The sequence below is a fragment of the Streptomyces sp. NPDC031265 genome (assembly GCF_055570295.1).
The window spans coordinates 13721-34799 of sequence record NZ_JBVIHM010000012.1 but is presented as its reverse complement, the minus strand read 5'-3'; the positions used below and the strand labels follow the sequence as shown (position 1 = coordinate 34799).

Genomic DNA, 21079 nt, shown 5'->3' with positions numbered 1-21079 from the left:
CCCCTATTACGGTGGCCCGATGACGACTCCCTATGTCGAGATCAACGGCCGCCCCGCCGACGCCGAGAATCTGCGCATCCCCGCTCTGACCGGCGCATACGGCCACTTCACCGCGATGCAGGTACGCGGCGGCCGGGTGCGCGGGCTCGCGCTGCACCTGGCGCGGCTCGACGCGGCGACCCGCGAACTGTTCGGCCCCGGCCTCGACGGCGAGCGGGTCCGCGCGCTGGTCCGGCAGGCCCTGAAGGCGGCCGGCGCCGAGGACGCGGCGACGCGCGTCTATGTGTACGGGCCGGACGAGGACCCGGCCGTGATGGTGACCGTACGGCCGCCGCTGGACATGTCGCCGGAGCCGCAGCACCTGCTCTCCGTGCCGTACGAGCGGCCGGTCGCCCACGTCAAGCACCTCGGCGGCTTCGGCCAGGCATACTTCGGCCGGGTCGCCGCCCGCGAGGGCTGCGACGAGGCGCTCCTGACCGGTCCCGGCGGGGAGATCGCCGAGGGGGCGATCACCAACATCGCGTTCTGGGACGGGAGTTCGGTGGTGTGGCCGGACCGCGCGGCGCTGCTCGGCACGACCATGGCGCTGGTCCAGTCACGGCTGCCGCAGTACGGCACGGCCACGGTCCGGCGCCCGGTCACGCTGGGCGATCTCGGCGCGTACCGGGCGGCCTTCGTCACCAACTCGCAGGGCATCGCACCGGTGGCCCGGATCGACGACACCGCGTTCGCCGTGGACGCGGAACTGATGAAGACGGTCTGGCGGCTGTACGCGGAGGTGCCCTGGGACACGATCTGAGGCGGGGGCGCCTCAGGAGTACCGCCTCGCAGGTGGCACCGGGCGGCGCCCGCGCGAACGGGTGACGGGCGCCCGCCGCCGTCACCCTTTCGCCCCCCGCCGGGGGGCGGACGTCCGCGCGGGCCACTTACCTCGGAGGGAGAAGCAAGGCACCCCGCCCCCCGGAGGACCCATGCGTACTGCCCGCCTGCTGACCGGTTCCGCGCTCGCGGCCGCCCTGCTGGGCCTCGGCGGCGCACCCGCGTACGCCAACGACTTCGGCGGCGCGGGTCTGGAGGTCTGGCCGTCGTCGGCCGCGCCGGGCACCACCGTCACCGTGAACACGACCGCGTGCGGCCACGACGGCCATGCCACCGGGGACGCGCGGGCGCTGGGCGACGGCGAGTTCCCGCTCACCGTCTCCACCCGCAAAGAAGTGCTCGCCGGACAGTTCACCGTGCCGCACACCGCCAGTCCCGGGACCGGCGAGATCACGGTGACCTGCGACAACGGCAAATCCGCCCGGGGCGATGTGACGATTTCGGGCGGCGGCGAGCACACCGGCTGGGACCAGGGCGACCGCCACGACACGGGTGAGCACAACGGCACGGGTGACCGCCACGACACGGGCGAGCACAACGGCACGGGCGACCGCCACGACACGGGCGAGCACAACGGCACGGGCGACCGCCACGACACGGGCGAGCACAACGGCACGGGCGAGCACAACGAGCCCAAGGGCCATGTGAAGACCGGGATCGGCGGCAGCGCGACCACCTCCAACCGGGCCGAGATCGTGGCCGGTGCGGCCGTCCTGTCCGTCGCCGCCGTCACCGGCGGTCTGCTGCTGCGCCGCCGGGCGCGCGGCCCGCAGGACCGGGGCTGACGGCTCTTGTCGTCGCGGTCGGCCCAGTCGCTGCGGGACGCCCAGGCCGCCCGGCGCCGCAACGGCTGGCTGGTCTGTATCGCCGTGTGCGTCGGGGTGTGGCTGCTGCGGCAGGGCATGGAGACGGCCGGGCCGCCGCAGCCGTCGCGGGCGGAGTCGTTCACGGGCGCGGCGAGCATCGCCCCCGCGGGCGGGACCGGCTCGCCCCACGCGCGCGTGGGTGAAGCCCGTACGGGCGGCGCCCTCGCGGGAGCGGCCCTGCCGCCCTCCGAGCCCGTACGCATCCGGATCCCGGCGATCCGGGTGGACGCGCCGGTGATGCGGCTCGGCCTGGCCCGGGACGGCAGCCTGGACGTGCCGCCGCCGGGCAGCAGCGGGTCCGCCGGGTGGTACAAGGACGGCACCGCGCCGGGGGCCGACGGCACGGCCGTGGTGGCCGGGCACGTCGACGACGCGCGCGGGTCCGCCGTCTTCTACGCACTGGGCGCGCTGAAGAAGGGCAGCCGGATCGAGGTGGCCCGCGCGGACCGGCGCACGGCGCTCTTCACCGTCGACGCGGTCGAGGTGTATCCGAACGACGCCTTTCCGGACCGGCGTGTGTACGGCCCGGCCGGGCGCCCGGAGCTGCGCGTGATCACCTGCGGCGGCGGCTTCAACGAGAAGTGGGGCTACCGGGGCAACGTGGTGGTCTTCGCCCATCTGACCGGCACGGGGTAAGGCCCCCGGGGCAGCCGCGCCCCCTCCGCGTACCCCCTCCGCGCGTCCCGTCGGCGCGCGGAGTGAGTACGCCCGGCTCACGGCCACCCCCACCGCTTCCGCAGAACACTCACAGGCACCCCCTCGCGGGACTGAGCGGGCCGTTGCGCCCGGGAAACCGGTCAGATCCGACAGGGAAACAGCGGCCTTGCAGGCTGCGGTCATGGGTTCGGACACCGTGCCGGTCGGCCCGCCGGCCACCCCGCCCCCGCCGCACCCGCTCACCCACGACGGAGGGTTCCGACATGACCACACCCGCGCCCTCGGCCGCAGCCCGCACGATCGTCGTGGTCGGCCACGGCATGGTCGGCCAGCGATTCCTGGAAGCCCTGGCCGAGAAGGGGGTCACCGACCACGCCCGCGTGGTGGTGCTCGGTGAGGAACCCCGCCCCGCCTACGACCGGGTCCACCTCACCTCGTACTTCACCGGCACCACACCCGACGAACTCTCCATGGTGGAGGACGGGTTCATCGAGAAGTACGGCATCGAGCTGCACCTCGGCGACCCCGCGCAGAGCGTGGACCGGGCCGCCCGCACGGTCACCGCGCGCTCCGGGAGCGTCTTCGCGTACGACGTCCTGGTGCTCGCCACCGGCTCGTACCCCTTCGTGCCGCCGGTGCCCGGCAAGGACCTGGCGGGCTGTTTCGTCTACCGGACCATCGAGGACCTGCTCGCCATCGAGGAGTACGCCCGCACCGCGACCACCGGCACGGTGGTCGGCGGCGGGCTGCTCGGCCTGGAGGCGGCGGGCGCGCTCCAGGGGCTGGGACTGGCCACGCACATCGTGGAGTTCGCGCCGCGTCTGATGCCCGCCCAGGTGGACGACGGCGGCGGCGCGGCCCTCCTGCGCACCATCGAGAACATGGGCCTGTCGGTCCACACCGGGGTCGGCACCCAGGAGGTCACCGGTGAGCTGGCCGTGGACGGCATGCTCCTGTCCGACGGCTCCCGCCTCGACACCGACCTGGTCGTCTTCTCGGCCGGGGTGCGCCCGCGCGACCAGCTGGCCCGCGACTGCGGTCTGACGGTGGGCGAGCGCGGCGGCATCGTGGTCGACGAGCAGTGCCGCACCTCCGACCCGGCCGTCTACGCGATCGGCGAGTGCGCGCTGGCCTGCGACGGAAAGGTGTACGGCCTGGTCGCGCCCGGATATGAGATGGCGGTCGCGGTCGCCGACACCCTCGCCGGCGGCGAGGAGCAGCCGGAGAAGTCCTTCACCGGCGCCGACATGTCCACCAAGCTGAAGCTGCTCGGCGTGGACGTGGCCTCCTTCGGAGACGCGCACGGCACCGCCGAGGGCAGCCTCGACGTCGTCTACACGGACGCACGCTCGGGCATCTACAAGAAGCTGGTCGTCTCCCCCGACGGCACCCTGCTCGGCGGGGTCCTGGTGGGGGACGCCGAGATGTACGGCACGCTGCGCCCGCTCACCGGCCACATCCCGCCGATCCCCGCCGAGCAGCTGGTGCTGCCCCCCGGCCTCGGCGCACCCGTCGCCCTCGGCCCGGAGGCGCTGCCCGACGACGCGGTGATCTGCTCCTGCCACAACGTCACCAAGGGCGCGATCACCCCGCTCGGCTCGCTGCCCGAGGTCAAGAAGTGCACCAGGGCCGGTACGGGCTGCGGCAGTTGCCTCAAGACCATCGAGAAGCTGCTGCCGAAGACCGGCGACGGCGGTCTGTGCGACTGCTTCTCCCACACCCGCCAGGAGTTGTACGAGATCGCGCTCGCGCTGCGCGTCGGCTCGTACCAGCAGCTCCTGGACGAGCACGGGCGCCCGGCCGCGCGCGGCGGCGACGGCTGCGAGATCTGCAAGCCCGCCGTCGCCTCCATCCTGGCGAGCCTCGGCAACGGCCACATCCTCGACGGCGAGCAGGCCGCGCTCCAGGACACCAACGACCACTTCCTCGCCAACATCCAGCGCAACGGCTCGTACTCGATCGTGCCGCGCATCCCCGGCGGCGAGATCACCCCCGAGAAGCTGATCGTCATCGGCGAGGTGGCCCGCGACTACGGCCTCTACACGAAGATCACCGGCGGCCAGCGCATCGACCTCTTCGGCGCGCGGGTCGACCAGCTCCCGGTGATCTGGGCGCGGCTGGTGGCCGCCGGGTTCGAGTCGGGCCACGCGTACGGCAAGTCGCTGCGCACCGTGAAGTCCTGTGTGGGACAGACCTGGTGCCGCTACGGAGTGCAGGACTCGGTCAGGATGGCGATCGAACTGGAGCTGCGCTACCGGGGTCTGCGCTCCCCGCACAAGCTGAAGTCGGCGGTCTCGGGGTGCGCCCGCGAGTGCGCGGAGGCCCAGTCCAAGGACTTCGGCGTGATCGCCACGGCCAACGGCTGGAACCTGTACGTGGGCGGCAACGGCGGGGCGACCCCGCGCCACGCGGACCTGCTGGCCCAGGACCTGACGGATGAGGAACTCGTCCGTCTGATCGACAGGTTCCTCATGTTCTACATCCGCACCGCCGACCGCCTGGAGCGCACCTCGGTGTGGCTGGAGCGGATCGAGGGCGGCCTCAAGCACGTCAAGGACGTGGTGGTCGACGACTCACTCGGCATCTGCGACGAGCTGGAGGCGCTGATGGCCACCCATGTCTCCGCGTACCGCGACGAGTGGGCCGAGACGGTCGAGGACCCCGAGCGCCTCGCCCGGTTCGTCTCCTTCGTCAACGCGCCCGGCACTCCCGACCCCACGGTCCGGTTCGTGCCCGAGCGCGGCCAGATCAAGCCCGAACTGCCCGTCCTGACCCTGGAGGTGGCCGCACGATGAACAACGCGACGATGAACGACGCCACGATCAACAACCCCACGATCGACGACAGCAGCATCCGACTCCTTCTGGACGACGGCTGGTTCGAGGTCTGCGAGCGCGCGCGGCTCATACCCGGCCGGGGGGTCGCCGCGCTGCTGCCCGACGGGCGCCAGGCGGCGGTCTTCACCGACCGCACCGGACGCGCGTACGCGATCGACAACCGCGACCCGTTCACCGGCGCGTACGTCATGTCGCGCGGACTGCTCGGTACGGCGCAGGGCCGGGCCTTCGTCGCCTCGCCGCTGCTCAAGCAGCGCTTCGACCTGGAGACGGGCCAGTGCCTGGACGACGACGAGGTCTCGCTCCAGGTGTACTTGACCGATCATTCCATATAGCCCTACTGTCGTCCTCGTGGCCAGGACCAAGGAATTCGATCCGGACGCCGCGCTCCAGTCGGCCGTAGAGCTGTTCTGGCAGCGCGGCTACGAGGCGACGTCGATGGCGGACCTCGTCGAGCACCTCGGCATCGGCCGCGCCAGCATCTACGCGACCTTCGGCAACAAGCACGAGCTGTATCTGAAGGCGCTCGACCGGTACGGCGAGACACACAGCGCGATCCTGTTCCGCGAGCTGTCGGCGCCGGGCCCCGCACTGCCCGCGGTGCGGGCCGTCGTCCGCCGCTTCGCCGCCGAGTCGACTGCCCCGGAAACCCGTCTGAACGGCTGTTTCGCCACCAACACCGCCGCCGAGGTGGGCCCGCACGACGCCGCCGCGGCCCGTCGGGTCGAGCAGGCGTGGGAGCGGCTGGAGACGCTGCTGCACTCCGCGCTCGTACGGGCCGGGGCCCAGGGCGAACTGCCGCCCGAGCGCGATCCGCGCTCACTGGCCCGTCTTTTCCTGGTGCTCATGCAGGGCATGCGGGTGATGGGCAAGGCGTCCGACGACCCGGCGAGGGTGCGGGAGGCGGCCGAGGCCGCGCTGGCACTGCTGGACTGAACAAAGCTGGCACTGCTGGACTGAACAAAACAGCCCCGACGCGGGCGCCGCACCAGGGCGGCGCCCGCTTTCTCCTCCCCCGATAACAGAATGATTGGTCAAGAAATGTCTACTCGCTCAGCTGCCGTCCGCTTCACCGGCAGGACCGCGCTCGTCACCGGGGCCGGATCCGGGATAGGCCGGGCCATCGCACTCGCCTTCGCCGCCGAGGGGGCCCGGGTGGCCGTCGCCGGACGTACCGCAGCCTCGCTCGACGAGACCGTGGCACTGATCGAGGAGGCAGGCGGGGTGGCGGCCGCGTTCCCCGCCGATGTTTCCCGCGCCGAGGACGTGCGCGCCCTGGTGTCGGCCGTCGTCGACCGCTTCGGCTCGCTCGACGTCGCTGTGAACAACGCCGCGGTGCTGCGCGGCAAGGGCGGCGCGGCCCTCGCCGACCTGGCGCCCGAGGACTGGCAGGCCATGCTCGACACCAACCTCACCGGCGTCTTCCTCGCCCTCCGGGCCGAGGTCGGCCAGATGCGCACCCAGGAGCACGGCGGCGCGATCGTCAACGTCGGCTCCAACCTCGGCGCCCACAAGCGGATCCCGGGCGCCGCCGGGTACCTCACCACCAAGGCCGCGGTCTCCGCGCTGACCCGGGCCGCCGCCCTCGACCACATCCAGGACGGCATCCGCATCAACGCGGTCAGCCCCGGCGCCTCCGCCACCACGATGTCGCTGCGCACGGGCGAGACGGAGGCCGAGCGCACGGTGCGGATGAAGACGGACTCGCCACTGGGCCGGGTCTCGACCACCGCCGAGATCGCGGCGGCGGTCCTCTATCTGGCCTCGGACGACGCGGCGTCGGCGGTGGGCACGGACCTGGTGATCGACGGCGGCTCGGCCGCCTGAGCCCCGGCCCGGCGGGCCCCTGCTGTCCGGACCTACCGGACGGTACGGTGGGCCGCATGACTCAGGGCTGGAGCGCGAGGGACATCCCCGACCAGAGCGGCCGTACGGCGGTCGTCACCGGGGCGAACAGCGGCATCGGACTCATCACGGCACGCGAACTCGCCCGCAAGGGCGCGCACGTGATCCTGGCCTGCCGCAGCGAGGCCCGGGGCAAGGAGGCGGAAGCCCTGATCAACCGTCAGGTATACGGCGCGAACGTCCAGTTCGTACCGCTGGACCTGGCGGACCTGTCCTCGGTCCGGGCTTTCGCAGAAACGTATCAGCAGGACAGTCTGGATCTGCTGATCAACAACGCGGGTGTGATGGCGCTGCCGTACGGCAAGACGGCGGACGGCTTCGAGCGGCAGTTCGGGGTCAACCACCTGGGCCACTTCGCGCTCACGGGCCTGCTTCTGTCCCAACTCCGGGCGGCCCCGGCGGCGCGGGTGATCTCGGTCTCCAGCGGTCTGCACGCCCTCTCCAACATCGACCTCGCCGACCTCAACAGCGACCGCCGCTACCGCCGTTGGATCGCCTACGCCCGCTCCAAGACGGCCAACCTCCTCTTCGTCCACGAGCTGTCCCGCCAGCTGCGGTCGGCGGGCTCGGCCGTGGTGGCCGCCGCCGCGCACCCCGGCTATGCCTCGACCAACCTCCAGACGGCCGGCGCCCGCATGGAGGGCCGCCGCGCCGCCGAACGCCTGGCCCAACTCGGCAACCGCCTCCTGGCCCAGCCCGCCGAGGCCGGCGCCCTCCCCACGCTGTACGCCGCCACGGCCCCGTCCGTCCGCCCCGACTCCTTCACGGGCCCCCGCCTCCAGGGCTGGCGCGGCGCCCCCGCGAGATCGTCCCGAGCGAAGTGGACCCTGGACGACGGGACGGGGGAGCGTCTGTGGGTGGCGTCTGAGCAGTTGACGGGGGTGCGGTACGGGTTGTGAGGCCCGGTGGTTGTCTGCGGGTCGGTGGGGGCTGGTCGCGCAGTTCCCCGCGCCCCATTTTGGCCCGGTGGTTGTCTGCGGGCTGTGGGTGGCTGGTCGCGCAGTTCCCCGCGCCCCTTCTTGGCCCGGTGGTTGTCTGCGGGCTGTGGGTGGCTGGTCGCGCAGTTCCCCGCGCCCCTCAGGGAGATGGGGTGCGGCCACGATGTGAGGCACCGGCGGTGGGAAATTCGGCCTCTCCGGCGTGCGAGGAACGGGGGCGGGGGGGCAGCCCCGGCGCGGGGTGCAGGGGCCGCAGGCCCCGCCCGGGGGTCCGGGGGCGGAGCCCCCGGGAGACCACCTCCACCACCCACCCACCCCCGGAGGGTTTAGGGAACGGGCGGGGTGGGGGAATCCCACCCCGTCAAGGCCCCGTCAGGAACCCGCCCCCGCCCGACAAGACCCCGACAACGATCCCGGGCCCCGGGCAGGGCGCGGCGGACCATCGGGGGATGCTGATCAAGTCGATGACCCGGGCCCGCCGGACCCGCGGCCGAGGAACCCCCCGGAACCGGGGCCGGAGCCACAGGCGCAACCGGCGAGGCCGACCGACACCGCCTCACCGCCACCCAGGGCCTCGCCGCCCTCTCCCTCGACGCCATGGCCTCCGTCGCGTACGGCCCCGAGGCCATCGTGCTGGTGCTGGCCGCGGCCGGGTCGTACGGGCTCGGGTTCACCCTGCCCGTGACGCTCGCCATCGCCGCCCTGCTCGCCGTACTCGTCGCCTCGTACCGCCAGGTCATCGCCGCGTTCCCGAACGGCGGCGGCTCCTACGCGGTGGCCCGTGCCCACCTCGGCCCGCGCACCGGCCTGGTCGCCGCGGCCTCGCTGATCCTCGACTACGTGCTGAACGTCGCCGTCTCCGTCACCGCCGGCGTGGCCGCGCTGACCTCCGCCCTCCCCGGTCTCTACGACGACCGCCTCCCCATCTGCCTCGGCGTGCTCGTCCTCGTGACCGCCGTGAACCTGCGCGGCATCGTCGAGTCCGCCAAGGCCTTCCTCGTCCCCACGGTCGTCTTCGTCGGGTCGATCCTGGCGATCGTCGTGGCCGGGCTGTTGCGCGACGGACCGGTCTCCACGCAGGCCGCCGACGGGCACGCCTCGGTCCTGACCGGCAACGCCACCAGCGTCGGCGCGCTGCTCCTGCTCAAGGCGTTCGCCTCCGGCTGCTCGGCGCTGACCGGCGTCGAGGCCGTCGCCAACGCCGTGCCGTCCTTCCGCGCCCCGGCTGCCAAGCGCGCCCAGCGCACCGAGGTCGCGCTCGGCGCCCTGCTCGGCGTGATGCTCATCGGGCTCTCCGTGCTCATCGGGCGTTTCCACCTCCAGCCGGTCGACGGCGTCACCGTCCTCGCCCAGCTCGCGGACGCCTCCCTCGGCCACAACTGGGCTTTCTACGTCGTCCAGTTCGCCACTGTCGTCCTGCTCGCGCTCGCCGCCAACACCTCCTTCGGCGGACTGCCCGTCCTCATGTCGCTGCTCGCCCGCGACAACTATCTGCCGCACGTCTTCGGCCTCAAGGCGGACCGCCAGGTGCACCGCCACGGCGTCCTCGCGCTCGCCACCGTCTCGGGCGCGCTGCTCCTCTTCTCGGGCGGCGACACCAACACCCTGGTACCGCTCTTCGCGATCGGCGTCTTCGTCGGGTTCACCATCTGCCAGACCGGCATGGTGCTGCACTGGCGGCGCGAGCGGTCCGAGCGCTGGCGTGCCAAGGCCGCGCTCAACGGCTTCGGCGCCCTGCTGACCGGGGTGAGCGCGGTCGTCGTCACCGCGACCAAGTTCACCGACGGCGCCTGGCTCGTGGCGATCGCGCTGCCGCTGCTCGTGCTGGCCTTCGAGGCGGTGCACCGCGCGTACGGCAGGATCAGCGAGCGCATCGGCCTCGGCCGCGTCCCGGAGCCGCCGCACCGCGACCGCTCCCTGGTCATCGTGCCGGTGTCGCACCTGTCCCGGCTCACCGGCGACGCGCTGAACGCGGCCGTGTCGCTGGGCGACGAGGTACGGGCCGTCACCGTCACCCACCCCGACGAGGAGGACCGCCGGGCCACCGAGGCGCTGCGCCGCGACTGGCAGCTGTGGAACCCGGGCGTGGAGCTGGTCGAACTGCACTCCCCGCACCGCACGGTGGGCCGCCCGGTCGCCGCGTACGTGGACCGCGTGCACCGCTACCACCCGAACACCCGGGTCACCGTGCTGATACCGGAGGTCGAGCCCGCCCACATCTGGCAGCGGCTGCTCCAGAACCAGCGCGGCTCGGTCCTCGCGCACGCGGTGCGGCGCGATACGGACGCGGCCATCTGCCGCCTGCGCTTCCGGCTCTGAGGGCGGACCCGCGTCCGACAAGCCCCGGCACCTCCCCGGCGGGCCCACGTCGGGGACCCGCCGGGGAGCGACCGTTTCCAGCCACCCCCCGGGAGCCCGTACGACCTACAGCGTCGCCGAGGCGGAACGTTCCGCCATTACCGGCTGGCCGCCCCGCAGCAGCGCCGTCCCCAACGGGGTCAGCGTGTGCAGCACCGCGCTCCCGTGCCGCAGGGTCACCAGCAGCCCGGCCTCCCGCAGGACGCCGGCGTGCTGGCTGGCCGAGGCGAGCGACACCCCCGCCCGGCGGGCGAGTTCGCTCGTCGTACAGCCGTGGCCTATCGACTGGAGCACCGCCGAGCGGGTGTGCCCGACCAGCCGGCCGAGCGAGGGGCCGGGCGCGGTGCCCGCGCCCTGCCTCTCGTACGGCGTGAGGGTGTGCGTCACCGGATACACCAGCACCGGCGGCAGCAGCGGGTCCTGGAGCGTCACCGGCGTACGGCGGCAGAAGAAGGACGGCTGCAGCAGCAGCCCGCGGCCCTCCAGGTACACGTCCCGGTCCACCGGGTAGTCCGCCTCCAGGACGGGGGCGCGCCAGCGCATCATCGGCGGGAGCGAGGCGAGGAGTTCGTCCGCCCCGCCGTCGAGGAGCGCGCGGCCGCGGGCGGCCCGGTCGGCGTCGACGCGGGCCTGGATGTGCGTCCAGTACGGCGAGATGGCGGCCCGGTGGTAGCTGCGCAGCGCGCCCATGAGACGATCCAGCGGCTCGCCGCGGCCCTCGGCGAGCGCCCGCACCCACCGGGGCAGCCCCCGGGGCCCCGCGACCCGGGAGAGCTCGTCGTACAGCCGGTCCTCTCCCGTCTCGCGCACGACCTCGAGCCCTGACTCGATGGTGTGCGGCCCTTCGGCGGGCGTGAGGAAGTCGGGAAAATAGCCGCGGCCCGGCACCACTGCGGAGAGCAGACGTGTTTCGCCGTTCAACCGGGTACGCGTTTCCGTTCGCCATTCACCGAAGACTAGGGCGCCCCGACGGTCTCTTAATCGATGAAAGCTGAGAATCGTTTCCCACAGCGCGTCCGGACCAGGCGCCATGCGCACCCGGGCCAGGTCCACGCCAGTGAAATGAATACGCAGCACCGAATCTCCACCTGTCTCGAATGTTGCAACGTGTTGCATCGTGTTGCATCCGCAATCGTCCCGCCCCTGAGTATGCCTACCGTCACAGGCCGTGACCACCGGCCTTTCAGCCACACTTGAAAGGCATCGCGAGCAGCCCGTGTGTACCGAAAAGCTGTACGACGTCGGGCACGACACCGGGCCGACCGGAAAGACGTTGTGAGGACCGTGGGGGGCTTTGCTTCGTCTGGCGGCGGTAGGCATGGTGGCGGCTCCGTGCCCGGCGGGGATGACAGAGTGCGGTTCACGGATGGGGATCCGTGAACCGCACTCTGCATTTAGGGCCAAGGGCCCGTTGAATGTCCGCACTTCAACAGGAATTAAGCGGACGCACACCCAGGAATCATCTGTGCCCGCATCCGTGCCCGGCCAGGAGCAAGCAGGAGAAGGGCGCGCGGGCATGCGGAAGGGGCGGCACCCCCGCACAGGGTGCCGCCCCTTCTCTGTGGATCCGGAGCCGCCACCGGATCGGTGTTGAGGGTCGGGGACCCGGTGGCGGCTCCGGGGTCTTATCGGGAGTCGCTGCCCTTCGACTCCGCCGCCGCGCGGCCCGCCTCCAGGCGCGCCACCGGGATGCGGAACGGCGAGCAGGACACGTAGTCCAGGCCCACCTCGTGGAAGAAGTGCACCGACTCCGGGTCGCCGCCGTGCTCGCCGCAGACGCCCAGCTTCAGGTCGGGGCGGGTGGCCCGGCCGGCCTCGACGGCGGAGCGCACGAGCGAGCCGACGCCGTCCTTGTCGATGGTCTCGAACGGCGAGACCCCGAAGATGCCCTTCTCCAGGTACGCGGTGAAGAAGCTCGCCTCCACGTCGTCCCGCGAGAAGCCCCAGACCGTCTGGGTCAGGTCGTTGGTGCCGAAGCTGAAGAACTGGGCCGCCTCGGCGATCTGGCCCGCCGTCAGGGCGGCGCGCGGCAGCTCGATCATCGTGCCGATGGTGAGCTTGAGGTCGGTACCCGTGGCCGCCTGGACCTCGGCGATCACCTGGTCGGCCTCGTCGCGGACGATCTCCAGCTCCTGGACCGTGCCGACCAGCGGAATCATGATCTCCGCACGCGGGTCGCCCTTGGCGCCCCGGCGCTCGGCCGCGGCCTCCGCGATCGCCCGCACCTGCATGGCGAACAGACCCGGGATGACCAGGCCGAGGCGTACGCCGCGCAGGCCCAGCATCGGGTTCTGCTCGTGCAGCTTGTGCACGGCCTGGAGCAGTCGCAGGTCGTTCTCGTTGGCGTCCTTGCGGGACTCGGCGAGCGCGACGCGGACCGACAGCTCGGTGATGTCGGGCAGGAACTCGTGCAGCGGCGGGTCGAGCAGCCGTACCGTCACCGGCAGACCGTCCATCGCCTCGAAGAGCTCGACGAAGTCCTTCTTCTGGAGCGGCAGCAAGGCACTGAGTGCCGTCTCACGCTCCTCGTCGGTGTCGGCCAGGATCAGCCGCTCGACCATCTCGCGGCGCTCGCCGAGGAACATGTGCTCGGTGCGGCACAGGCCGATGCCCTGGGCGCCGAACCGCCGTGCCCGCAGGGCGTCCTCGGCGTTGTCGGCGTTGGCCCGTACGCGCAGGCGGCGAACCCGGTCCGCGTACGCCATGATCCGGTGCACGGCCGCGACCAGCTCGTCCGCGTCGTCGGCGCCCGCGTGCATGCGGCCCTCGAAGTACTCGACGACCGGCGACGGCACGACCGGGACCTCACCGAGGTACACCTTGCCGGTGGAGCCGTCGATGGAGACGACGTCGCCCTCCTCGACGACCACACCGCCCGGCGCGGTCATCCGCCGCCGCTTGGTGTCGACCTCCAGCTCCTCGGCGCCGCAGACACAGGTCTTGCCCATGCCGCGCGCAACGACCGCCGCGTGCGAGGTCTTGCCACCGCGCGAGGTCAGGATGCCCTCGGCGGCGATCATGCCGTCCAGGTCGTCCGGGTTGGTCTCGCGGCGGATCAGGATGACCTTCTCGCCCGAGCGGGACCACTTGATGGCGGTGTACGAGTCGAAGACCGCCTTGCCGACCGCGGCGCCCGGGGAGGCGGCGATGCCGCGCCCGAGCTGCTCGACCTTGGCCTGGTCGTCGAAGCGCGGGAACATCAGCTGGGCCAGCTGGGCGCCGTTGACGCGCTGGAGCGCCTCGGCCTCGTCGATCAGGCCCTGGTCCACCAGCTGGGTCGCGATCCGGAAGGCGGCACCGGCGGTGCGCTTGCCGACCCGGGTCTGGAGCATCCAGAGCTGGCCGCGCTCGATGGTGAACTCGATGTCGCAGAGGTCCTTGTAGTGGGTCTCAAGGGTCTCCATGATCTGCATGAGCTGGTCGTACGACTTCTTGTCGATCGACTCCAGCTCGGCCAGCGGCACGGTGTTGCGGATACCCGCGACGACGTCCTCGCCCTGGGCGTTCTGCAGGTAGTCGCCGTAGACGCCCTGGTGGCCGGAGGCGGGGTCGCGGGTGAAGGCGACGCCGGTGCCCGAGTCGGGGCCGAGGTTGCCGAACACCATCGAGCAGATGTTGACGGCGGTGCCCAGGTCGCCCGGGATGCGCTCCTGGCGGCGGTAGAGCTTGGCGCGGTCGGTGTTCCACGACTCGAAGACCGCCTTGACGGCGAGGTCCATCTGCTCGCGCGGGTCCTGCGGGAAGTCGCGTCCGCACTCGGCCTTGACGACCTTCTTGAAGTGCTTGACCAGCTTCTTCAGGTCGGCGGCGTCGAGGTCGGTGTCGACCGTGACCTTCTTGGCGGCCTTGGCGTCCTCAAGGGCGTCCTCGAAGAGCTCGCCGTCCACGCCGAGCACGGTCTTGCCGAACATCTGGATGAGGCGGCGGTAGGAGTCCCAGGCGAAGCGCTCGTCGCCGGACTGCTTGGCGAGACCGGTCACCGAGGCGTCGGAGAGCCCGATGTTGAGGACGGTGTCCATCATGCCGGGCATGGAGAACTTGGCGCCCGAGCGTACGGAGACGAGCAGCGGGTCGTCGGCCTGGCCGAGCTTCTTGCCCATCTTCTGCTCAAGGGCGTCGAGGTGCGCACTGACCTCGTCGCGCAGCGCGGCCGGCTCCTCACCGCTGTCGAGGTAGACCTTGCACGCCTCGGTGGTGATGGTGAAGCCGGGAGGGACCGGCAGGCCGAGGTTGGTCATCTCGGCGAGGTTCGCGCCTTTTCCACCGAGCAGGTCCTTGAGGTCCCTGTTCCCTTCGGTGAAGTCGTAGACGAACTTCTGGCTGTGCTGGAGGTCTTTGTCTTCCGACACGGGTCTCGACTCCTCGGCTCCGAAATAGCGTGGCGGCTGCCCTGACGGCGAGGAACATACCCAGATCGAAGGTGTCTGGGTACGTCCACTTGCGCGTCATGGGGCCTTAACCACTCGTCCGCCACCAGATCGAAAGTAACCGCCATGTAACCGGAGCGATCTTGATGTGTTCACTCCCTGAACCCGGATACGTCAAGAATGCAGGTTTCGCGCTCTTCTGAGCGCCTGTCGGCGCAAGTGAGTTCACTTCTTGAACACTGAAGGGGTGGCACTCAGTGCCACCCCTTCTAGAGATGCAGCCGCCTCGAAAGCGCTCACCTGAGCGCAACCCCTATCAGGCGTGGCGAGAATCACGCCGTCGGACGGGCCGGAATTCCACGATCCGGACCCTGGATCACGCCCACGCGAAACGGCGGAACCGGGTCCGGTTCCGCCGTTTTCCTCCAGTTGATACCGGTCTACCCGCCCGAGGTGTCCAGCTCGGCGTCCGCGCTGATGCCCGAGCAGTCGTACGGGTCCTTCAGCCAGCCGTCCGGCAGGACCACCCGGTTGTTGCCCGAGGTGCGCCCGCGCGGGCCGTCTGCGCCCTCCGGCCACCCCTGGTCCAGGTCGAGCTCGCTCAACTGAGCGCTCAGCTCCTCCAGGGACGAGGTGATCGCCAGCCGCTTGCGCATCTCCGAGCCGACCGCGAACCCCTTGAGGTACCAGGCCACGTGCTTGCGGAAGTCGATCACACCGCGCGACTCGTCGCCGATCCACTCGCCCAGCAGCGTCGCGTGCCGCACCATCACGTCCGCGACCGTACGCAGCGTGGGGCGCGCATAGGAGTCCGTACCCTCGAACGCGGCCACCAGGTCGCCGAAGAGCCAGGGGCGGCCGAGGCAGCCGCGGCCCACGACGACGCCGTCGCAGCCGGTCTCCTTCATCATCCGCAGCGCGTCCTCGGCGGACCAGATGTCGCCGTTGCCGAGCACCGGGACCTCCGGGACGTGCTCCTTCAGGCGCGCGATGGCGTCCCAGTCGGCGGTGCCGCCGTAGTGCTGGGCGGCGGTGCGGCCGTGCAGCGCTATCGCGGTGACGCCCTCCTCGACGGCGATCCGCCCGGCGTCCAGATACGTGGTGTGGTCGTCGTCGATGCCCTTGCGCATCTTCATGGTGACCGGCAGGCCCCCCGCGTTGGAGACGGCCTCGTTGAGGATCGCCCGCAGCAGTGGGCGCTTGTAGGGCAGGGCCGATCCCCCGCCCTTCCTCGTCACCTTGGGCACCGGGCAGCCGAAGTTCAGGTCGATGTGGTCGGCCAGGTCCTCGTCGACGATCATCCGGACCGCCTTGCCGACGGTGACCGGGTCGACGCCGTACAGCTGGATCGAGCGGGGCGTCTCCGACTCGTCGAAGTGGATCAGCTGCATGGTCTTCTCGTTGCGCTCGACCAGCGCCCGCGTCGTGATCATCTCGCTCACGAACAGCCCCTTGCCGCCGCTGAATTCGCGACACAGGGTACGGAACGGGGCATTGGTGATGCCGGCCATGGGTGCCAGCACCACGGGAGGCTGCACGGCATGCGGGCCGATGTTGAGCGTGGTCATCCAGCCATTGTCGCGCATCCCCGCGGTAATTAGTTAGCCGTACTACATGGACCGGGTCGTTAGTTAGGCGTACTATCTAGGGATGCCCGATCTCAGCCCCCGGCGCCGCATGCTCGTGCTGGCGATCTGCTGCATGAGTCTGCTGATCGTCGGCCTCGACAACACGATCCTGAACGTGGCGCTGCCCACCATGCAGCGCGAACTGCACACCACGGTCTCCGGGATGCAGTGGACGATCGACGCGTACACGCTCGTCCTCGCCTCCCTGCTGATGCTCTCCGGCTCCACGGCCGACCGGATCGGCCGCCGCCGGGTCTTCATGGCGGGCCTGGTCATATTCACCCTCGGCTCGCTGCTCTGCTCGCTCGCCCCCAACCTCTCCTCCCTGGTCGCCTTCCGCACGATCCAGGCGGTCGGCGGCTCGATGCTGAACCCGGTGGCGATGTCGATCATCACCAACACCTTCACCGACCCGCGCGAGCGCGCCCGCGCCATCGGCGTGTGGAGCGGCGTCGTCGGTATCTCCATGGCGGCGGGCCCGATCGTCGGCGGCCTCCTGGTCGACTCGGTCGGCTGGCGCTCGATCTTCTGGATCAACCTGCCGGTGGGCCTGGCCGCACTCCTGCTGACCTGGCGGTACGTGCCCGAGTCCCGCGCGCCGAAGCCGCGCCGCCCCGACCCCGTGGGCCAGCTCCTGGTCGTCGCGCTGCTCGGCTCCCTCACGTACGCGATCATCGAGGCGCCGAGCGCCGGCTGGACGTCGGCGCGGATCCTGTTCTTCTGCGCGGTGGCGCTCGCCGCGCTCACCGGCCTTCTGGTCTACGAGCCGAGGCGCCGCGAGCCGCTGATCGATCTGCGGTTCTTCCGCAGCGTTCCGTTCAGCGGGGCGACGGTGATCGCGGTCTCGGCGTTCGCCGCGCTGGGCGGCTTCCTGTTCGTCAACACGCTCTACCTGCAGAACGTACGCGGGCTCAACGCCCTGCACGCCGGGCTCTACATGGTGCCGATGGCGGCGGTCACCCTCGTCGTGGCACCGCTGTCGGGGCGCCTGGTCGCGAGCCGGGGCCCACGGCCGTCCCTGCTGATCGCGGGCGTCACGATGGCCGCGAGCGGGCTGGTGTTCTCGGCGTTCCGGGGCGAGTCGTCGACGCCTCTGCTCTTCACCGGGTACGTCCTGTTCGGCCTCGGCTTCGGCATGGTCAACTCCCCCATCACCAACACGGCCGTCTCCGGAATGCCCCGCTCCCAGGCGGGCGTCGCGGCGGCGGTGGCCTCCACCAGCCGCCAGACGGGCCAGACGCTGGGCGTCGCCGTGATCGGCGCGGTCCTCGCGGGCGGCCTGTCGGGCGCGGCCCCGGGCGGCTACGCCGACGCCTTCCCGGACGCGGCCCGCCCGGCCTGGTGGATCATCACCGGGTGCGGCCTGGCCGTCCTCCTCATGGGCGCGGCCACCAGCGGCCGCCGGGCCCGGGAGTCGGCGCGGCGGACGGCGGAGCGGCTGGAGACGGAGACGGAAGTGGTGGGGGCGGGGGTCTCGTAACCACCGGGGCCCCCACGCGGGCGGACAGGCGGTCACCGCCTTACGCGCCCACGATGGCTTGCCGCCGGCCCTTCCCACGCATTGTCGAGGACCACGCACGCCACGTCCTCCAAGCGGCGCGTGAAGACCCCATGCCCCGTCTCGGCGGTGTGCGACATGATCGCGACGCTTCCCGCCTCAAGGTCGTTCGTCGCGTCCAGCATCCACGCACATCCGCTGCCGTGGAGACACTCGGCCGTCATGGTCACTTCGCTGGACGGGTGCCGCAGCACCCTGTGGACAACGCCCCGCAGCGCGCTCCCGACACTCACTGGAACGCCTCCTCGCCGGGCCACGCCAGGTGGTCGGGGTGACGCGTGATCTCCGCGTTCGCCCTCTGGACGCTCTTGCGCTTTCGCGTCTCCCGAGCCACCTCACGGTCAGCGCGCCAGGCGTCACAGCAGTCACACCCCGGGGCGCCGACCGGCTCCAGACCGTAGGTCGGGTCCACCGCACTGACAGGTACTGAGCCGTACTCCGACCCTGTCGGCAGTCCAACCGGAAGCGCCCACATCAGCGCCACCGGACCACGGGGGTCTCGAACACGCGGACCTGCGCCAGTTCCTCGGGGGAAAGGTGCCGCAGAGCCTCCGGCGCCGTGGCCCACTCGGTTCCACCACCGGGGGAACGCAGGTAGACGCTCCCTTCGTAGCGCTGCTGCACTACGCCGATCTTGTTGTCATTCGCGGTGTCCGCCACATATTCCGGGCTGGTCATGGTCCCGCCCTCGGCGGCCTTATTCTCGCCGGACACGACCGCTCCTCTCCGTAGTGCCATCACTACCGGGGGATTCAGCGTGGCCCACACCGGGGAACCATTCAACCTGTTGGAAGAGAACGAAAGGTTGGTGAACCGCCCTTGAACCGCAAAGAGTTGAGGCCGGACGCCTCGCCGCAGGCGGCTTACGGGGCGCGTCTGCGCAGTCTGCGGGAGGCGCGAGGCTGGACCCAAGATGATCTTGCCGACCGCATGGAATATTCCAGTGTGCACATTTCGGCGGTGGAAACTGGCCGGAAGCCTCCGACTCTCCGGTTCTCGCGTAGCGCAGACCGGGCGTTCGGCCTTGAGGGCACCGCGGACACGTTCGAGCGCGAGTACCAGCAGATGCGTCAAGGCAGCCTGCTGGAAGGGTTCCCGGAGTACGTCAAGCACGAGGGGCGGGCCGTAGAATTACGGCTGTACGAGATTGGGATCATTCCTGGCTTGTTGCAGACACCGGAGTACGCGCGCGTGCTGGCTGACAGTGCCGTACGACGGGGCTCCATCACACCCGAACAAGCAGATGATCGCGTCTCGTTCCTGACGGAGCGCCAGGCAGCTCTGATGCGCCCCCGCCCACCCATGATGTTCGTGGCCATGGACGAAAGTTGCATCCGGCGTACGGTTGGCGGGGCAGCCGTCATGGACGCCCAGCTAGCTCGTCTGGTCGAGTTCGCCGAATTGCCCAACACGCTTCTACAGATGGTGCCGTACGACATCGGCGAGCGTCGCACGTTTGACCTGCCCGTCAACCTCTTGACTCTGCCGGATCGGTCCGTGATCTGCTACGCGGAGTCCCAGGCACAGGGAAACTTAGACCGAGAGAGTGCCTCCGTGGAGCCCATGCTGACGGCCTACCATCAGCTACAGGCCGAATCGCTGTCGCAGGCGGCATCTGTGGCCATGATCGAGCAGGTACGAAAGGGCAAATCGTGACGACCGAATCCCCTCGCTGGTTCAAGTCTTCCTACAGCAACAACGGTGGCAACTGCGTAGAGATCGCCGCCAACCTTGTCGTCACGAGCGGCATCGTCCCCGTCCGTGACTCCAAGACCCCCAACGGCCCGCTCCTGAGCTTCCCCGCAGACGCGTTCTCATCCTTCGTCGCGGGCGTCAAGGCCGGAGAGTTCGGCACCACCTGAGCACGCACCAACCTGGCCACAAGGCCCCGCCACTCCACCCCCTTCGGAGCGGCGGGGCTTCCCGCTGTCAGGCAGCGAGAGCACCTGTCTGGATCACGGCGCGGCGGACGGCGGAGCGGCTGGAGACGGAGACGTAAGTGGTGGGGGCGGGGGTCTCGTAACCACCGTCCCGTAACCGCCGGTCGCCTCCACGCGCGCGTGGATCCCTTACGCCGACACGGCTTCCAGAGCGGACATCTCCAGCAACCGCTCCAGCCCCGCACGCGAGGTGTCGTCCAGCGGAACGTACGTCACCAGGCGCGGGCCCGAGGACGGGCCCAGCCACAGGTTGGTGTGTTCCAGGTGCAGCAGGCCCACATGGGCGTTGCGGATGTACTTCTCGCGGCCGCTCAGGTCGACCACCTCGTGGCGGGCCCAGACCTCGCGGAACTCGGGCGAGCCGTTCTCCAGCCGGTTCAGGAGCGTCTTCCAGGCGGGCTCGGCCAGGTGCTCGGCCATGGAGGCGCGGAACTTGGCGGCCATCATGCGGTTGACGTCCGGCAGATCGGCGACCGCCGCGCGCCAGTCGTCGTTGGTGAAGGCCAGCCACATGCAGTTGCGGTCATCGGGCGGCAGCGCGTCCAGATCGCAGAGCAGCCTGGCGTACGTGCGGTTGTACGCCAGGATGTCGTACCGGCTGTTCTGGATGCAGGCGGGCAGCGGCTCCAGCTGGTCCAGCATCGCGCGCAGCGACGGAGTCACCGTCGGGCAGGGCGCGTTGGGGTTCGGGTCATTGGTGCCCGCGAGGGCGAAGAGGTGCGCGCGCTCGCTGTGGTCCATCAGCAGGGCGCGCGCCAGCGCGTCCAGGACCTGGGCGGAGACCTGGATCTCCCGGGCCTGCTCCAGCCAGGTGTACCAGGTGACGCCGACGGCGGAGAGGTGGGCGACCTCCTCGCGGCGCAGCCCGGGGGTGCGTCGGCGGCGGCCGTGCGGCAGGCCGACCTGTTCGGGCGTGATGCGCTCGCGGCGGCTGCGCAGGAACTCCGCCAGCTCGTGCCTGCGGACGTCGGACTCCGGGGCCACAGTGGTCATGGAAACAGGGTGCCGCACCGCCCACCCCATTGCCAGGTACTGCGTGTACCAGGATAAACAGACTCTGGTACCAGGCTGAGCGAAGGACGATCGTCTTCTGCGTGAGCAATGACGTGAGTACTTCCGGATCCACATCCACCGCAGAGGTCGCCG

General features: G+C 70.8%; 17 protein-coding genes. 12 read left to right on the top strand and 5 right to left on the bottom strand.

Features of this window, described 5'->3' with window-relative positions:
* Nucleotides 1-19: 19 nt before the first annotated feature.
* The 9 genes from ACZ499_RS19655 to ACZ499_RS19615 all read left to right on the top strand — a co-directional run bounded on the left by ACZ499_RS19655 (nt 20) and on the right by ACZ499_RS19615 (nt 10401).
* Nucleotides 20-799, top strand: coding sequence for an aminotransferase class IV family protein (locus ACZ499_RS19655; RefSeq protein WP_468676524.1), 780 nt, complete (start codon nt 20-22; stop codon nt 797-799).
* Between the two features lie 172 nt (nt 800-971).
* Nucleotides 972-1664 (top strand): hypothetical protein, encoded by a 693-nt coding sequence (locus ACZ499_RS19650; protein WP_468676523.1) that lies wholly within the window; start codon nt 972-974, stop codon nt 1662-1664.
* A 6-nt stretch (nt 1665-1670) separates the two neighbouring features.
* Nucleotides 1671-2381 carry a class F sortase gene (locus ACZ499_RS19645; protein ID WP_468676521.1) on the top strand — a complete coding sequence of 237 codons (711 nt, stop codon included), beginning with the start codon at nt 1671-1673 and terminating at the stop codon, nt 2379-2381.
* Between the two features lie 284 nt (nt 2382-2665).
* Complete coding sequence (gene nirB / locus ACZ499_RS19640; RefSeq protein WP_468676520.1) at nt 2666-5197, top strand: nitrite reductase large subunit NirB; 2532 nt, start codon at nt 2666-2668, stop codon at nt 5195-5197.
* Between the two features lie 11 nt (nt 5198-5208).
* Nucleotides 5209-5574, top strand: coding sequence for a nitrite reductase small subunit NirD (gene nirD, locus ACZ499_RS19635; protein WP_468676823.1), 366 nt, complete (start codon nt 5209-5211; stop codon nt 5572-5574).
* A 16-nt stretch (nt 5575-5590) separates the two neighbouring features.
* Complete coding sequence (locus ACZ499_RS19630) at nt 5591-6175, top strand: TetR/AcrR family transcriptional regulator (protein WP_468676518.1); 585 nt, start codon at nt 5591-5593, stop codon at nt 6173-6175.
* 105 nt (nt 6176-6280) lie between these two features.
* Nucleotides 6281-7066, top strand: a complete 786-nt coding sequence (locus tag ACZ499_RS19625) for an SDR family NAD(P)-dependent oxidoreductase (protein WP_468676516.1) — start codon at nt 6281-6283, stop codon at nt 7064-7066.
* A gap of 56 nt (nt 7067-7122) precedes the next feature.
* A complete protein-coding gene (locus ACZ499_RS19620) occupies nt 7123-8043 on the top strand; it encodes an oxidoreductase (protein WP_468676515.1) in 921 nt (306 codons plus the stop codon).
* Between the two features lie 636 nt (nt 8044-8679).
* Complete coding sequence (locus ACZ499_RS19615) at nt 8680-10401, top strand: APC family permease (RefSeq protein ID WP_468676513.1); 1722 nt, start codon at nt 8680-8682, stop codon at nt 10399-10401.
* A 105-nt stretch (nt 10402-10506) separates the two neighbouring features.
* Here ACZ499_RS19615 and ACZ499_RS19610 read toward each other — a convergent pair whose 3' ends face one another.
* The 3 genes from ACZ499_RS19610 to dusB all read right to left on the bottom strand — a co-directional run bounded on the left by ACZ499_RS19610 (nt 10507) and on the right by dusB (nt 16393).
* Entirely contained in the window at nt 10507-11517 is a 1011-nt protein-coding gene (locus tag ACZ499_RS19610; protein WP_468676512.1) for an ArsR/SmtB family transcription factor, read from the bottom strand.
* Between the two features lie 548 nt (nt 11518-12065).
* Nucleotides 12066-14789, bottom strand: a complete 2724-nt coding sequence (gene ppdK, locus ACZ499_RS19605; protein ID WP_468676510.1) for a pyruvate, phosphate dikinase — start codon at nt 14787-14789, stop codon at nt 12066-12068.
* Nucleotides 14790-15247: 458 nt separating this feature from the next.
* Nucleotides 15248-16393: a tRNA dihydrouridine synthase DusB gene (dusB, locus tag ACZ499_RS19600; protein ID WP_468676508.1), complete on the bottom strand. Its 1146-nt coding sequence runs from the start codon at nt 16391-16393 to the stop codon at nt 15248-15250.
* A gap of 64 nt (nt 16394-16457) precedes the next feature.
* Between dusB and ACZ499_RS19595 the strand changes: the two genes are divergently transcribed.
* Nucleotides 16458-17915 carry an MFS transporter gene (locus ACZ499_RS19595; RefSeq protein ID WP_468676506.1) on the top strand — a complete coding sequence of 486 codons (1458 nt, stop codon included), beginning with the start codon at nt 16458-16460 and terminating at the stop codon, nt 17913-17915.
* Nucleotides 17916-18467: 552 nt separating this feature from the next.
* Here the strand turns inward: ACZ499_RS19595 and ACZ499_RS19590 are convergent.
* Nucleotides 18468-18707, bottom strand: coding sequence for a hypothetical protein (locus ACZ499_RS19590; protein ID WP_468676505.1), 240 nt, complete (start codon nt 18705-18707; stop codon nt 18468-18470).
* 105 nt (nt 18708-18812) lie between these two features.
* Here ACZ499_RS19590 and ACZ499_RS19585 point away from each other — a divergent pair, with 105 nt between their 5' ends.
* Together ACZ499_RS19585 and ACZ499_RS19580 are read left to right on the top strand one after the other, a co-directional pair.
* Complete coding sequence (locus ACZ499_RS19585) at nt 18813-19649, top strand: helix-turn-helix domain-containing protein (RefSeq protein ID WP_468676503.1); 837 nt, start codon at nt 18813-18815, stop codon at nt 19647-19649.
* On the top strand, nt 19646-19855 hold the full coding sequence (locus tag ACZ499_RS19580; protein ID WP_468676502.1) for a DUF397 domain-containing protein: 210 nt from the start codon (nt 19646-19648) through the stop codon (nt 19853-19855). Before ACZ499_RS19585 ends, ACZ499_RS19580 begins: the two co-directional genes overlap by 4 nt.
* 207 nt (nt 19856-20062) lie before the next feature.
* Here ACZ499_RS19580 and ACZ499_RS19575 read toward each other — a convergent pair whose 3' ends face one another.
* A complete protein-coding gene (locus ACZ499_RS19575; protein WP_468676500.1) occupies nt 20063-20926 on the bottom strand; it encodes a helix-turn-helix transcriptional regulator in 864 nt (287 codons plus the stop codon).
* Between the last annotated feature and the right edge of the window lie 153 nt (nt 20927-21079).